Here is a 13,423-nt window from a genome sequence, read left to right on the forward strand (position 1 = left end):
AGTTTCAGAATGTCCGAAGAAAAACTCCTCAAGATCGCCGAACAGGCGAAGGCCGACTTCAAGGAAGGCCTCGTCGAGACCATTTTTGCGTTCGGCGAACTGACTCTGGTGGTCGAGCGCGAGCGCATTGTCGAGGTGCTGCAAAAACTCCGCGCAGAGCCTTACCGGTTTCACCAGTTGATCGACCTGTGCGGTGCCGACTATCCCAAGCGCGCCCGTCGCTTCGACGTCGTTTATCACCTGTTGTCCCTGACCCAGAATGTGCGTCTGCGCGTCAAGGTCATGACCGACGAGGTGGTGCCGGTGCCGACCGTGCGCGACGTCTATCCGAACGCCGACTGGTATGAGCGCGAAGCCTTCGACATGTACGGCATGCTCTTTTCGGGCCAGCCCGATCTGCGCCGCATCCTGACCGACTATGGCTTCGAAGGCCACCCGCTGCGCAAGGACTTCCCGATGACCGGCCACGTCGAGGTCCGTTACGACGAAGAGCAAAAGCGCGTCGTTTACGAACCCGTCAAGCTGACGCAGGAATACCGCCGGTTCGATTTCCTCTCGCCGTGGGAAGGCGCGCAATACGTGCTTCCGGGCGACGAAAAGGCGAAGGCATAGTATCATGGCTGATGAACTGAAAAACCCGATGGCCTCCTTCGTCGATGCGAAGACCGGCGCTGTGTTCGACGATGTCGAGGCGCGCTCCAGCTTCGACGACCGCAAGTTCACCATCAATTTCGGCCCGCAACACCCGGCGGCACACGGCGTTCTGCGTCTGGTGCTCGATCTCGACGGTGAAATCGTCGAGCGCGTCGATCCGCATATCGGCCTGCTGCATCGCGGCACCGAAAAGCTGATGGAATACCGCACCTATTTGCAGAATACGCCCTATTTCGACCGCCTCGACTACGTCGCGCCGATGAATCAGGAGCACGCTTTCTGCATGGCGATCGAGCGTCTGCTCGGTCTCGAAGTGCCCAAGCGCGCCCAGCTTATCCGTGTTCTGTTCTCCGAAGTCGGCCGCATCCTGTCGCACCTGCTCAACGTCACGACTCAGGCCATGGACGTCGGCGCGCTGACGCCGCCGCTGTGGGGCTTCGAAGAGCGCGAAAAGCTGATGGTGTTCTATGAGCGCGCCTGCGGGGCGCGTCTGCATGCCAACTATTTCCGTCCGGGCGGCGTCCATCAGGATCTGACGCCGGAACTGATCGAAGACATGATCACGTGGTGCAAGGAATTCCCGCGCGCCCTGAACGATATCGAATCGCTGGTGACGGAAAACCGTATCTTCAAGCAGCGCAACGTCGATATCGGCCTCGTGACCAAGCAGCAGGCCTATGACTGGGGCTTTACCGGCGTCATGATTCGCGGGTCGGGTGTGCCGTGGGATCTGCGCAAGTCGCAGCCTTACGAGTGCTATGACGAACTGGATTTCGAGATCGTTCTGGGCAAGAACGGCGACTGCTGGGACCGTTATCTGTGCCGCGTCGAGGAAATGCGTATCGCCGCCGACCTGATGGCGCAATGCCTCGAAAAGCTGAAGGTGACGCCGGGAGAAGTGCTGGCCGCCGACCACAAGGTCACGCCGCCGCGTCGCGCCGAAATGAAGAACTCGATGGAAGCACTTATCCATCACTTCAAGCTCTACACCGAAGGCTTCAAGACGCCGCCGGGCGAAGTCTATGCCGCCGTTGAAGCGCCGAAGGGCGAATTCGGCGTCTATCTGGTTTCGGACGGCACCAACAAGCCGTACCGTTGCAAGATTCGCGCACCGGGCTTTGCTCACCTTCAGGCGATGGACTGGATGAACCGCGGCCACATGCTGGCCGACGTCTCGGCGATCCTCGGCTCGCTTGATATCGTGTTTGGCGAGGTCGATCGATGAACCCCGACTTCCCGCACGACGCGGCGCATCTGGCGCCCTATATGATGGTGGTGATGCCGCTGATCGTCGGATCGACGATTATCGCTGCCATCATTCTCGTGCGCTGGCTGATGAGCAAGTCGGCCTGGAACTTCCATCCGGGCGGAGCCAATGGCTTCCTCCACGACGAGTTTCTGCGTCTGGGGGCTCTGTTCATTCCGTTCATGCTGATCGGCGTGGCCATCCGCTGGTACGTCTATATCATGCACCCGGAACTGGCGCATTCGCCGATCCTGCTGGGCGCGCTGGTCGTGATCATCGTCATGCGCCGCCTGTCGCGTTATATCCCGTTCGTGCGCGATGCCGGTCGTCGGATCGATGCCGCCCGTGCGGCCTGTAAAGCGGGGAGTGCCGTATAATGCAAACCTGGCAATCCTTCCTCCTCGTCATCGTCTTCCTGACGGTCGCCATCGGCCTGCGTTATATGCTGGGCCGCGCCGCGTTCCCCTTCCATCCGGAAGGCGCGACCGGTTACCTCAAGGACCTGCTGCTGGAAACCGTGATCACCTATGTGCCGCTGATGGTGATCATCTTCGGCGTCAAGATCTATCTCGACGCCAATCCGCAGTTTCAGAATTCGCCGCTGGTCTTTGCCTCGATCGGCATTGCCGTGGTGTCCATGCTGCTGGCCAAGCGCCTGCCGCTGGTCCAGGCGGCCTCGGCGCGCATGATGAAGGCGCGTCACGACCGTTGGGAGGCTCTGAAACAATGAGCCTTTTTGCTAAAAATAATATCGTACCCCAGATGAGAGAGGCCTGAGATGTCCGTTCGCCGTCTCGCCGCCGTTCAGCCGGAAAGCTTTACTTTCAAGCCTGAAACGCTTGAAAAGGCCAACTGGTGGATTGCCAAATATCCTGACTCCCGCCGTCAATCGGCGGTCATTCCGATCCTGTGGCTGGTTCAGAAGCAGGAAGGCTGGGTCAGTGAGCCCGCCATCACGGCTATCGCCAAGATGCTGTCGATGCCGCAGATCCGCGTCTATGAGGTCGCGACCTTCTACACCATGTTCATGCTGGAGCCGGTCGGTTCGGCGGCGCTCATTCAGGTATGCGGCACGACGCCGTGCCAGCTGCGTGGCTCCGAAGCCCTGATGAAGGTGTGCAAGGACAAGATCGGCCCGAAGGACAAGCTCTCGGCGGACGGCAAGTTCTACTGGCAGGAAGTCGAATGCCTTGGTGCCTGCACCAACGCCCCGATGGCGCAGATCAACGACTATTTCTACGAAGACCTGACGCCGGACAATCTGGCCCAGATCATCGACGATTTCGCGGCGGGCCAAACGCCGAAGACCGGCCCCTATAATGGCCGCTTCACGTCCGAACCGCTGGGCGGCGCGACCAGCCTGACCGATCCGTCGCTGTTCGACGGTTCGCTGGCCCAGCCGATCAAGATTCCGAACGCTCCTGAATCGGAGACCGCGTAATGGTGGGTATCCTCGAAGACAAAGACCGTATTTTCACGAACCTTTACGGTTTCCACGACTGGGGCCTGGAAGGCGCGAAGCAGCGCGGCGCGTGGAACGCGACCAAGGACATCCTGTCCTACGGGCGCGACTGGATCATTACCAATGTCAAGAACTCCGGCCTGCGCGGTCGCGGTGGCGCGGGCTTCTCGACCGGCCTGAAGTGGTCCTTCATGCCGAAGGAAGTCAAGGATCGCCCGCATTACCTCGTGGTCAATGCCGACGAATCCGAACCCGGCACCTGCAAAGACCGCGAAATCATGCGCCACGATCCGCATCTGCTGATCGAAGGCTGCCTGATCGCCTCGTTCGCCATGCAGGCCAATGCCTGCTACGTCTATCTGCGCGGCGAATACGTCTTCGAGCGCGAGCGCTTAGAGGCGGCGATCAAGCAGGCCTATGAAGCGAAGCTGGTCGGCAAGGACAATATCCACGGCTATCCGTTCGACATCTACGTCCACCACGGTGGCGGGGCCTATATCTGCGGCGAAGAAACCGCGCTGCTCGAATCGCTCGAAGGCAAGAAGGGCCAGCCGCGCCTGAAGCCGCCGTTCCCGGCGGGTGCGGGTCTCTATGGCTGCCCGACGACCGTCAATAACGTGGAATCGATTGCCGTCGTCGGCACGATCCTGCGTCGTGGCGCTCAGTGGTTCGCGGGCTTCGGTGCGCCGAACAATGCCGGGACCAAGCTGTTCTGCATCTCCGGTCACGTAGAGCGGCCGTGCAATATCGAAGAGGCCATGTCGATCCCGTTCCGCCAGTTGGTCGAAGACCACTGCGGCGGCATTCGCGGCGGCTGGGGCAACCTCAAGGCCATCATCCCCGGCGGCTCGTCGGTGCCGATGATCCCGGCGGAGCAGTGCGAAAACCTGGCCATGGACTTCGACACCCTGCGCGGTCTGGGCTCCGGCCTCGGCACGGCGGCGGTCATCGTCATGGATAAGTCGACCGACCTGATTAAGGCGATCGCGCGCCTGAGCTATTTCTACAAGCACGAATCCTGCGGTCAGTGCACGCCGTGCCGCGAAGGCACGGGCTGGATGTGGCGCGTCATGGAGCGCATGGTCACCGGCGACGCCGACCCGAAGGAAATCGACACGCTTCTGGAAGTCACCAAGCAGGTTGAAGGCCACACCATCTGTGCGCTCGGCGACGCGGCGGCCTGGCCGATTCAGGGCCTGATCCGTCACTTCCGTCACGAGATCGAGGATCGCATCACGCTTTACCGTTCGTCGAAGTCCAACTTCGCCGGGCATACCATCGCGGCAGAGTAGGGGACACACATATGCGGGGCAAGGTTCTGTCTTTCGACAACTATACCGGTCAGGGGCTGATCAGCGGTGACGACAGCGTGCGTTACAGCTTTTCGCAGGCCGATCTGATGGGCGGCGCGCGTTCGGTCGCCGCCGGTACGACGGTCGATTTTGAAGGCACGGATGGCATCGCCCGCAGCGTGTATGTCTTGCAGGGCAGCAGCAGCGAGAAAAACAAGATCGTTGCGGCATTGCTGGCATTTTTCCTTGGTGGACTGGGGGTCCACAAGTTTTATCTGGGGAAAAATACGGCCGGTATCATCATGCTTTTGTGTACGTTGGTTGGCTGGATATTCCTGCTGATCCCGCCGATCGTGGTCGCCGTTATCGCGTTTATAGAATTCCTAATCTACTTGTTAAAATCCGACCAGCAGTTCCATGAGGACTACGTCGTGGGCGACAAGTCTTGGTTCTGATTACGGTCAGAGTACGTTTTTGTTATGAGGTTTGAGGCACATGCCGATAGCTAAAGTCAATGGGGTCGAGGTCGAGTTTGAACCCGGCATGACCGTGCTTCAGGTGGCGGAGCTGGCGGGCGAAGAAATTCCCCGTTTCTGTTACCATGAGCGCCTGTCGATCGCGGGCAACTGCCGCATGTGCCTTGTCGAGGTAAAGCCCGGACCGCCGAAGCCGCAGGCCTCGTGCGCTCTGCCCGCCGCCGACGGTCAGGAAATCTTCACCAATACGCCGATGGTCAAGAAGGCCCGCGAAGGCGTGATGGAGTTCCTGCTCATCAACCACCCGCTCGATTGCCCGATCTGCGATCAGGGCGGCGAATGCGACCTTCAGGATCAGGCCATGGGTTATGGCCGCGACGGTTCCCGCTATCAGGAGAACAAGCGCGCGGTCGAAGAAAAGCACCTCGGCCCGACGATCAAGACCTATATGACGCGCTGCATCCAGTGTACGCGCTGCGTCCGCTTTTCGACCGAAGTCGCGGGTGTGACCGAGATGGGCATGATTTCGCGCGGCGAAGGCGCCGAGATCACCTCCTATCTGGAGCAGGCGGTGTCGTCGGAACTGTCGGGCAATCTGAACGATCTGTGCCCGGTCGGCGCGTTGACGCACAAGCCGTGGTCCTACAACTACCGTCCGTGGGAACTGACCAAGACCGAGACGATCGACGTGATGGACGCGCTGGGCGCGCACATCCGTATCGACAATCGCGGGGCCGCCGTGCTGCGCGCCTTGCCACGTCTCAAGGAAGACCTCAACGAAGAGTGGCTGTCGGACAAGTCGCGCTACGCCGTCGACGGTCTGGGACGCCAGCGCCTCGACAAACCCTATGTTCGCAAGGGCGGCAGCCTGACCCCGGCATCTTGGGACGACGCCCTGAATGTGGTGGCTGGCAAATTGCAAGTGACTTCCGCCGAGAAGGTCGGCGTCATCGCCGGTGACCTTCAAGACGCCGAAAGCCTCAAGGCCGCCAAGGATCTGTTCACCTCGCTCGGCGTGAAAAACATCGACTGCCGTCAGCATGGCGAGCAGTTCGGCCCGGTCTCTGCCCATACGCCGCGCGAATCGTGGCTGTTCAATACCGGTGTCGCGGCGCTGGAAGAGGCAGATGTCATTCTGCTCATCGGCACCAATCTGCGCCTGGAAGCGCCGCTGATCAATGCGCGCATCCGCAAGGCCTGGCTCAAGGGCAAGGTGCAGATTGGCGTCATCGGCGAAACCTACGACCTGACCTATGATTACGAACACTTAGGTTCCGACGCCAAGGCGCTGAAAGACATCAAGAAAGGCGCGTTCCGCGACCTCTTGAAGGACGCGAAGAAACCCGCCGTCCTGATCGGCACCGGCCCGCTGTCGGGCGAAGACGGCGCTGCCGTCCTCAGCCTGATCTCGTCGGAAGTGCTCGCTCCCTATAATGTGGTGCGTGAAGCCTGGAACGGTTTCAACATCGTCCATCAGGCCGCAGGCCGCGTGGCCGGCCTCGACATGGGCTTCGTGCCGGGCGAGGGCGGTCTCGATACGCGCGGCATCCTGAATGGCAAGCTCGATGTGGTCGTCCTGATCGGCGCCGACGAAATCGAAACCAGCGGTCTCAAGGACGCGTTCGTGGTCTATATCGGCTCGCACGGCGATGCCGGGGCTTCGGTCGCCGATGTCATCCTGCCGGGGGCAGCCTATACCGAAAAGTCGGGCATGTATGTCAACCTTGAAGGCCGGGTCCAGATCGCCGAACGCGCGGTCTTCCCTAAGGGCGAGGCCAAAGAGGATTGGTCGATTTTCCGCGCCCTGTCATCGAAGCTTGGCAAAACCCTGCCCTACGACAGCCTGTCGGACCTGCGTCACGCCCTGATCACCGATCACCCGACCTTTGGCCGCGTCGACGCCAAACCGACAGCCAAAGCATTCGACGTGACCACCCTTGGCGTCAAGGGCGAGATTAAAGACGGCCTTTTGGCTTCCAATATCAAGGACTTCTATCTGACCAACCCGATCGCGCGGGCCTCGGTGGCCATGGCGGAGATTTCGGCGGTCCGGTCGACGCCTTTGAGTCTGGCGGCGGAGTAAGAGACAATGACTGAACCCTCATTCTGGTCAGGCCCATGGGGCTGGACGATCATCACCATCGGCCAATCCGCCGCCGTCATCATGGGCGTCATGATTTCGCTGGCCTTCCTCCTGTGGGGTGACCGCAAGGTGTGGGCCGGCGTGCAGATGCGCAAAGGCCCCAACGTCGTCGGTCCTTTCGGCCTGATGCAATCCTTCGCCGACTTCCTGAAGTTCGTGCTGAAGGAAGTCATCATCCCCGCCGGCGCCGACAAGACCGTCTTCCTCATCGCGCCGCTGCTGACCTTTATCCTCGCCTTCATGTCGTGGGCGGTCATTCCGTTCGCGCCGGGCTGGGTCGTATCGGACATCAATGTCGGTATTCTCTATCTGTTTGCCATTTCGTCGCTCGGTGTCTATGGCATCATCATGGGCGGCTGGGCGTCGAACTCGAAATATCCGTTCCTCGGCGCGCTGCGCTCGGCGGCGCAGATGGTGTCCTACGAAGTCTCGCTCGGCTTCATCATCATCACCGTCGTTCTGCTGACCGGCTCGATGAACCTGTCCGACATCGTCAACGCGCAGGCGGGCGGTTTCTGGAACTGGAATTTCCTTGGCGGCGGCGGGCTGCTCGGCCTCGGCATCATCAAGCTGCCGATCATGCTCGGCATGATGGTCATGTTCTATATCTCGGCACTGGCCGAAACCAACCGCCCGCCGTTCGATCTGCCGGAAGCTGAATCGGAACTGGTCGCCGGGTATCAGGTCGAATATTCCTCGACGCCGTACCTGCTGTTCATGATCGGCGAATACGCCAACATCGTCCTGATGTGCGCCATGATCACCATCCTGTTCTTCGGTGGCTGGCAGTCGCCGATACCGATGGACTCGATCGTCCCGCAGGGTTCGCTGGCCTACATCCTGATCAGCCTGCTATGGTTCATCCTGAAGGTGGTGTTCTGGTTCATCATGTTCGCGCTGGCCAAGGCCATCGTCCCCCGCTACCGCTACGACCAGCTGATGCGTCTGGGCTGGAAGGTCTTCCTGCCGCTGTCGCTGGTGGCTGTGGTACTGATTGCGGCCTACCGCGTTTTCGGAGGTAACCTCGTATGATCGCCCGTCTCGTTCAGGCCGCCAAGGGCGCATTGCTGCTCGACTTCATCGGGGCCACCGGCCTTGCGTTGAAGTACATGATGAAGCCCAAGGCGACCATCAACTATCCGTTCGAAAAAGGCCCGATCTCGCCGCGTTTCCGCGGGGAACACGCCCTGCGCCGCTATGCGAACGGCGAAGAACGCTGCATCGCCTGCAAGCTGTGCGAAGCCATCTGCCCGGCTCAGGCCATCACCATCGAAGCCGAACCGCGTGACGACGGCAGCCGCCGCACGACGCGCTACGACATCGACATGGTGAAGTGCATCTATTGCGGGCTGTGTCAGGAAGCCTGTCCGGTCGACGCCATCGTCGAAGGGCCGAACTTCGAATTCGCCACCGATACGCGCGAAGAACTGTACTACGACAAGCAACGGCTTCTGGCCAACGGCGACCGCTGGGAACGCGAAATCGCCCGCTCGCTGGAGCTGGACGCGCCGTACCGATAATATCCACCGATTCCGTAAGGTTAAAGCTTGCGGGATCACGGTTTGAAGGGGTAGGGAGCGATCCCGAACCCAGAGTAACTAAAGGGGCGGAGGTCCCGATCATGTTGGCAATTGCCTTTTACATAATGGCGGCAGTGACCGTTTTGTCCGGTGCGATGGTGATTACCTCGCGCAACCCGGTACACTCGGTGCTGTTCCTGATCCTCGCCTTTTTCTCGGCGGCGGGCCTGTTCGTGCTGATGGGGGCCGAGTTCCTCGCCATGCTGCTGGTTGTCGTCTATGTCGGCGCCGTCGCGGTGTTGTTCCTCTTCGTGGTGATGATGCTCGATGTCGACTTCGTCAAGCTGCGTCAGGGCTTCGCCAACTACCTGCCGATCGGCGCGGTAGTCGGCGTGCTGCTTTTGACCGAACTGATCATGATCGCCATCGCCATCGCCGACCGCGGCGCCGCAGCAGGGCAATCGCCTCAGGTCTACGGCCCGGAAATGTCGAACATCGAAGCCATTGGCCGCGTCCTCTATACGGACTACGTCTATCTCTTCCAGGCCTCGGGCCTTGTGCTTCTGGTCGCCATGATCGGCGCCATCGTGCTGACGCTTCAGCACCGCGTCCACGTCAAGCGTCAGGACATCCACACGCAGGTGACCCGCCGTCGTAAAAATGCGGTCGAAATCGTGCAGGTTAAAACCGGCGAAGGAATTCAGGAATGACTATCGGTCTTGCTCACTATCTGGTCGTGTCGGCCATCCTGTTCACCATCGGTGTCTTCGGCATCTTTGTGAACCGCCGCAACATCATCATCATCCTGATGTCGATCGAACTGATCCTTCTGGCGGTCAATATCAACTTCGTCGCTTTCTCGACGCACCTGCATAATGTGCAGGGGCAGATCATGGCGATGTTCGTCCTCACCGTCGCTGCGGCTGAAGCCGCCGTCGGTCTGGCCATTCTCGTTACCTTCTTCCGTAACCGCGGCGACATCGAAGTCGATGACGCGAGCATGATGAAGGGCTAAGGAAATCATGCAAACTCTGGTTACGATCCTTGTACTTGCGCCCATCGTCGGCGCGCTGATCGCGGGCCTGTTCGGCCGCAGGATCGGCAATATCGCCTCTCAGGCGGTGACGACGGGCCTTTTGTTCCTGTCCTGCGCCCTGTCGTGGTACGTCTTCTCGCAGCATACGTGGGGCGGCCTTGAGCCTTTCACGGTCAAGCTGCTCGACTTCATCAATATCGGCACCTTCCATTCGGCGTGGTCGATCCGTATCGACGCTCTGTCGGCGACCATGCTGATCGTGGTGACGAGCGTGTCGTCGCTGGTCCACCTGTATAGCTGGGGCTATATGGCAGAGGACCCGTCGCGTCCGCGCTTCTTCGCCTATCTGTCGCTGTTCACCTTCGCCATGCTGATGCTGGTGACCGCCGCCGACTTCATGCAGCTGTTCTTCGGCTGGGAAGGGGTTGGGCTGGCGTCCTATCTGCTGATCGGCTTCTGGTTCCAGAAAGACTCGGCGTCGTCGGCGGCCATCAAGGCCTTCGTCGTCAACCGCGTCGGCGACTTCGGTTTCGCGCTGGGCATCATGACGATCTACTGGATGTTCGGGACGATCAATTTCCACGAACTGTTCCCGCTGATCGCCGCCAAGGCCGGGACGACGTGGACGTTCATCGGCTATGAATGGTCGGCGCTCGATCTGGCCGCCTTCCTGCTGTTCATCGGCGCGATGGGCAAGTCGGCGCAGTTCTTCCTGCACACCTGGCTGCCGGACGCCATGGAAGGCCCAACGCCCGTGTCGGCCCTGATCCACGCAGCGACCATGGTCACCGCTGGCGTCTATATGGTCTGCCTGCTGTCGCCGCTGTTCGAGTATGCACCGGTCGCCAAGACCATCGTCACCTATATCGGTGCGATCACCGCCATCTTCGCGGCCTCGATCGGCTTCACGCAAAACGACATCAAGCGCGTCATCGCCTTCTCGACCTGTTCGCAACTCGGCTACATGTTCTTCGCCGCCGGTGTCGGCGCCTACGAAGCCGCCATGTTCCACCTGTTCACCCACGCCTTCTTCAAGGCTCTACTGTTTCTGGGGGCCGGTTCGGTCATCCACGGGATGCACCACGAACAGGACATGCGTAAAATGGGCGGTCTGGCCAAGTATCTGCCGATCACCTATGCCTGTATGACCATCGGCACCATCGCCATCACCGGCCTTGGTATTCCGCACACGCAAATCGGTTTCGCCGGGTTCTTCTCGAAGGACACCATCATCGAGACCGCATGGGCCGCGTCCAACACGCCGCAGGGCATGTTCGCCTTCTGTATCGGTATTCTGGCTGCGCTGCTGACCGCCTTCTATTCGTGGCGTCTGGCCTTCATGACCTTCCACGGCAAGAAGATCTGGGAACACGCCCACGACGACCACCATCACGTCGTCGACGGTCACACGACCGAAGAAACCACGCCGATCGCTCATCATGACGATCACCATGCGCACGACGATCATGGTCACGGCCATGACGACCATCACCATGCCCACACACCGCACGAAAGCCCGTGGGTCATGCTGGTGCCGCTGATCGTTCTGTCGGTCGGTGCCGTCGCTGCCGGTTTCGTCTTCGCACCATACTTCGTCGGCGATCACGCCCACGCCTTCTGGGGCCACGCCATCCAGCACGGACCGCACAACCACGTTCTGCACGAGGCGCACCACATCAAGGAAGAATGGGTCAAGTGGGCACCGCTGGTCGTGACCCTGCTCGGCACGCTCGGCGCGGTCTATTTCTACCTGCTCAAGCCGCAACTGCCGAAGGCCATGGCCGCGCAGAAGGGCCCGCTCTATACCTTCCTGTATAACAAGTGGTTCTTCGACGAGATCTATCAGGCCACCTTCGTCAAGGGTTCGAAGGCTCTGGGCGACCTGTTCTGGAAGGTGCTCGATGTAAAGATCATCGACAACCTCGGCCCGAACGGGGCGGCTTGGACGGCGCTCAAGTCGGCGCAAAAGCTGGTCCGCACCCAAACGGGCTACGTCTATCACTACGCTTTCGTCATGTTCCTAGGCATCGCGGGTCTGCTGACCTGGGTCGTCTTCTTCATGGCGAAATAGGGGAGAGAAAGTTTAAATGTCACCGGTAATCCCCAATCTTCTGAGTATCATCACCTTCCTGCCGCTGGTCGGCGCGCTGGCGATCCTCGGTGTCAAGTGGGCGTCGCGCAAGGACGACACGGCGGTCATCGAGCGTAACGCCAAATGGATCGCTCTGTGGACGACTCTGGCCACGCTGGCGCTCAATGTCGTGCTGCTGGCCGGGTTCGACCGCGCCTCGACCGACTATCAGTTCGTCGAAAAGGTCGAATGGTTCAGCTTCCTCAACTACCATATGGGCGTTGACGGCATTTCGGTCCTGTTCGTCGCTCTGACGGCGCTGCTGATGCCGCTGTGTATTCTGGCGTCGTGGGAGTCGGTCAAGACGCGCGTCGTCGAATATATGATCGCCTTCCTCGTGCTGGAAACCCTGGTCATCGGCGTGTTCACCTCGCTCGACCTGTTCCTGTTCTACGTCTTCTTCGAAGGCGGTCTGGTCCCGATGTTCCTCATCATCGGTATCTGGGGCGGCAAGGACCGTATCTACGCGGCCTATAAGTTCTTCCTCTATACCCTGCTGGGGTCCGTCCTGATGCTGGCGGCCATGCTGTACATGGTCGGCGTCGCGGGCACCTCGGATATTCCGACGCTCTCGACCTTCAAGTTCGCTGCCGAAGCCCAGCCTTGGCTATGGTTCGCCTTCTTCGCCTCGTTTGCGGTGAAGATGCCGATGTGGCCGGTCCACACCTGGCTGCCGGATGCCCACGTTCAGGCGCCGACGGCGGGTTCGGTCATGCTGGCCGGTATCCTGCTGAAGCTCGGCGGTTACGGTTTCATCCGCTTCAATCTGCCGATGTTCCCGCTGGCGTCGGAAATGTTCACGCCGTTCGTCCTGACCCTGTCGGTCATCGCCATCGTCGTGACCTCGCTGATCGCCTTCCGTCAAACCGACATCAAGAAGCTGATCGCCTATTCGTCGGTTGCCCACATGGGCTTCGTGACTATGGGTATCTTCGCCGGCAATCAGGCGGGCGTGCAGGGCGCGGTCTATCAGATGATCTCGCATGGCTTTATCTCCGGCGCGCTCTTCCTCTGCGTCGGCGTGGTCTATGATCGCTGGCATACGCGTGAAATCGCCTTCTACGGCGGTCTGACCAAGCTGATGCCGCACTTCGCCTTCGTCTTCCTGCTGTTCACCATGGCCAATGTCGGTTTGCCGGGCACGTCGGGCTTCGTCGGGGAAATCCTGACCATGACGGGTCTGTATCAGGCCTCGACCTGGGCGGCGCTGGTGGCAGCACTCGGCGTCATCCTGTCGGCCATGTATGCCCTGACCCTGTTCAAGAAGGTCATGTACGGCGAAGTGACCAATGAGGCCCTGAAAGGCCATCCCGATCTAAGCCTTCGCGAGAAGATCATCTTCGCGCCCCTGATCGCAGGGACGCTGCTGCTGGGTATCTATCCGGCTTTTGTTTTCGACTTTACCACCGCCAGCGTGGACGCCGTTGTTACGACGTACCGTGCTGTGACCGGCGGATAGGAGC

14 protein-coding genes are annotated in these 13,423 nt (G+C 60.3%); all 14 read left to right on the forward strand.

The window, feature by feature from the left end; all coding sequences use genetic code 11:
- Window positions 1–9: 9 nt before the first annotated feature.
- The 14 genes from AEYBE204_RS38020 to AEYBE204_RS38085 all read left to right on the forward strand — a co-directional run bounded on the left by AEYBE204_RS38020 (window position 10) and on the right by AEYBE204_RS38085 (window position 13,419).
- The gene (locus AEYBE204_RS38020) at window positions 10–612 is read left to right on the forward strand and encodes an NADH-quinone oxidoreductase subunit C (protein ID WP_023463906.1); all 603 of its coding nucleotides are present in this window, start codon (window positions 10–12) and stop codon (window positions 610–612) included.
- 4 nt (window positions 613–616) lie between these two features.
- Window positions 617–1,879 (forward strand): NADH-quinone oxidoreductase subunit D, encoded by a 1,263-nt coding sequence (locus tag AEYBE204_RS38025; RefSeq protein WP_023463907.1) that lies wholly within the window; start codon window positions 617–619, stop codon window positions 1,877–1,879.
- The gene (locus tag AEYBE204_RS38030) at window positions 1,876–2,277 is read left to right on the forward strand and encodes a hypothetical protein (RefSeq protein WP_023463908.1); all 402 of its coding nucleotides are present in this window, start codon (window positions 1,876–1,878) and stop codon (window positions 2,275–2,277) included. The genes AEYBE204_RS38025 and AEYBE204_RS38030 overlap by 4 nt, the downstream gene beginning before the upstream one ends.
- A complete protein-coding gene (locus AEYBE204_RS38035) occupies window positions 2,277–2,630 on the forward strand; it encodes a hypothetical protein (RefSeq protein WP_023463909.1) in 354 nt (117 codons plus the stop codon). The genes AEYBE204_RS38030 and AEYBE204_RS38035 overlap by 1 nt, the downstream gene beginning before the upstream one ends.
- A 48-nt stretch (window positions 2,631–2,678) precedes the next feature.
- On the forward strand, window positions 2,679–3,341 hold the full coding sequence (gene nuoE / locus AEYBE204_RS38040) for an NADH-quinone oxidoreductase subunit NuoE (protein WP_023463910.1): 663 nt from the start codon (window positions 2,679–2,681) through the stop codon (window positions 3,339–3,341).
- Window positions 3,341–4,654, forward strand: a complete 1,314-nt coding sequence (nuoF, locus tag AEYBE204_RS38045) for an NADH-quinone oxidoreductase subunit NuoF (protein ID WP_023463911.1) — start codon at window positions 3,341–3,343, stop codon at window positions 4,652–4,654. The genes nuoE and nuoF overlap by 1 nt, the downstream gene beginning before the upstream one ends.
- Before the next feature lie 11 nt (window positions 4,655–4,665).
- Window positions 4,666–5,109, forward strand: a complete 444-nt coding sequence (locus tag AEYBE204_RS38050) for a TM2 domain-containing protein (protein WP_023463912.1) — start codon at window positions 4,666–4,668, stop codon at window positions 5,107–5,109.
- A gap of 40 nt (window positions 5,110–5,149) precedes the next feature.
- A complete protein-coding gene (gene nuoG / locus AEYBE204_RS38055) occupies window positions 5,150–7,213 on the forward strand; it encodes an NADH-quinone oxidoreductase subunit NuoG (RefSeq protein ID WP_023463913.1) in 2,064 nt (687 codons plus the stop codon).
- A 6-nt stretch (window positions 7,214–7,219) separates the two neighbouring features.
- Complete coding sequence (gene nuoH, locus AEYBE204_RS38060) at window positions 7,220–8,305, forward strand: NADH-quinone oxidoreductase subunit NuoH (RefSeq protein ID WP_023463914.1); 1,086 nt, start codon at window positions 7,220–7,222, stop codon at window positions 8,303–8,305.
- Window positions 8,302–8,793 (forward strand): NADH-quinone oxidoreductase subunit NuoI, encoded by a 492-nt coding sequence (gene nuoI, locus AEYBE204_RS38065; RefSeq protein WP_023463915.1) that lies wholly within the window; start codon window positions 8,302–8,304, stop codon window positions 8,791–8,793. The genes nuoH and nuoI overlap by 4 nt, the downstream gene beginning before the upstream one ends.
- Window positions 8,794–8,894: 101 nt before the next feature.
- Window positions 8,895–9,503, forward strand: coding sequence for an NADH-quinone oxidoreductase subunit J (locus tag AEYBE204_RS38070; protein WP_031231529.1), 609 nt, complete (start codon window positions 8,895–8,897; stop codon window positions 9,501–9,503).
- Complete coding sequence (gene nuoK, locus AEYBE204_RS38075) at window positions 9,500–9,808, forward strand: NADH-quinone oxidoreductase subunit NuoK (RefSeq protein ID WP_023463917.1); 309 nt, start codon at window positions 9,500–9,502, stop codon at window positions 9,806–9,808. The genes AEYBE204_RS38070 and nuoK overlap by 4 nt, the downstream gene beginning before the upstream one ends.
- Window positions 9,809–9,815: 7 nt before the next feature.
- Entirely contained in the window at window positions 9,816–11,900 is a 2,085-nt protein-coding gene (gene nuoL / locus AEYBE204_RS38080; RefSeq protein WP_023463918.1) for an NADH-quinone oxidoreductase subunit L, read from the forward strand.
- A 16-nt stretch (window positions 11,901–11,916) separates the two neighbouring features.
- Window positions 11,917–13,419: an NADH-quinone oxidoreductase subunit M gene (locus tag AEYBE204_RS38085; RefSeq protein ID WP_023463919.1), complete on the forward strand. Its 1,503-nt coding sequence runs from the start codon at window positions 11,917–11,919 to the stop codon at window positions 13,417–13,419.
- The last annotated feature ends 4 nt before the right edge of the window (window positions 13,420–13,423 follow it).

It is taken from the genome of Asticcacaulis sp. YBE204 (assembly GCF_000495855.1).
Lineage (GTDB): Bacteria > Pseudomonadota > Alphaproteobacteria > Caulobacterales > Caulobacteraceae > Asticcacaulis.